Genomic DNA, 1,536 nt, shown 5'->3' with positions numbered 1-1,536 from the left:
AGGACTTGGCGCACCTGAAGTACCAGACAGAATCGGGGGAACAGGCGTCGTACCGTTGCGGTTCGTGGGACTGCGAGTGTTGCGGCCACCGGCTGAGGATGGGACTGATCGAGGAGATAGAACGGATCACGGAGGAGCGCCCGGAGATGCGTCGGTTCCTGACGCTCACAGTGGACCGCAGAGCGCCCGCGTCGAAGGAGGAGAAGCACGAGTACATCACCGATCGGTGGAACGCGCTGAGGACGGAACTGAGGGACCGCTATCCAAACCTGTCGTATCTGTGGGTGCGGCACGAGGGAGACGAGCGGGACCGGCCGCACCTGCACCTGCTCGTGGATCGGTTCCTGCCGCAGCGGGAACTGTCGCAGTTGGCCGAGCGCGTCGGCCTCGGCCGGGTGGTGGACATCCGGCGGGTGGACGCACGGAACGCGGCGCACTACATCAGTGCGTACCTCGGTCGTGGCTCGCTGTCGTTCCTGCCGTCGGGGTCGCGGCGGTACGGATCTAGCGCCGACGTCGATCTCGATCCACGCGATCCGGGCGGCGACGATCGTGACGGCAGTGCGCTCGAGGAGGACTGGTCACTGATGGCGTGGGATCCGATCGTCGAGGACTGGGTGTCGGCTGCGTCGGGAGACTTCCGGCGCGACGAGGATAGAGGACCGCCACCAGACTAGATCGGTCGGTCCCACCGCGAGGTGAGAGGTGCCGGGTGGGGTCCCCCTAGACACCGTTATAGGTCCCTGTGGTGGGTGGTGGGGTCGGTTCGATTTTCGGCGACCCTTGCGCCGTCCTGCGATTAGGGAGCGGAGGGGCGAGTGATTGTGGTGGGAGAATCGCAAGACGGCGGTAAGTTGTGGCGGTTCAGACAGGGGTATCCTTACGCCGTCCTGCGATTGTACGGATAGGGCCGGGATTCGACAGGGGGAAGAATCGCAAGACGGCGGTAAGTTGTGATGGGTGATACTCCGGGGCGATCGGCGACCCCTGCGCTGTCATGCGGTTTCGGGTTCTGTCTGGCTATGGTTAGAACTGCTAATAACAATATGTGGGCGTGTTGGTAGTATCGGGATAGGTAGATGTTCTGCCGGGGTGAAAGGTCAGTATTCTTTAAGGGGCTAGTCGTTCTCGTCGCAGTCAAAGCTACGCAACGTGAGTGAATGCCCGGAGAAGGCCCGGGCGACGGACGATTCCACCGGACGCGATTTGTGGCAGAATCGCCCGGTGGAAACCTCTTGGCCGGAGGGTTCGTCCTCGCTCTGTCCTCTCTCAGCCGAGTCAGTAAGTGTTTCGACGGTTCACGGAAACGCTCGGTCTGGACGACTAAGCGCCGATCCACCGCAAGGATCGGGCGATCTTGATTTGCCCGAGAGCCGGCGTACCCGGCTCGAGGGCCGCCCGATCCGCACGCCCCCGACCGGCGGGAGGGGGCTATCTTGTGCGGTGGCGGTGCGGCGGCGGTGCGGTCTTTACTCGACGCTAGTTAGAACAACTCAAGAGCCGCTATGCTTCGCCAATTCAGGCGTTCCACCGTGC

The 1,536-nt window shown here is 63.1% G+C and carries 1 protein-coding gene; it reads left to right on the top strand.

The genetic code is table 11. The features are described from left to right. Window positions 1-677: rolling circle replication-associated protein (locus C449_RS15675; protein ID WP_049914366.1), on the top strand; the 677-nt coding region annotated here is incomplete at its 5' end. Window positions 678-1,536: the final 859 nt, after the last annotated feature.

This window comes from Halococcus saccharolyticus DSM 5350 (genome assembly GCF_000336915.1).
In the GTDB taxonomy this organism is placed as follows: domain Archaea; phylum Halobacteriota; class Halobacteria; order Halobacteriales; family Halococcaceae; genus Halococcus; species Halococcus saccharolyticus.
Note: the sequence above shows the minus strand (reverse complement) of the source record. Positions and strands in the feature narration are given on the sequence as shown.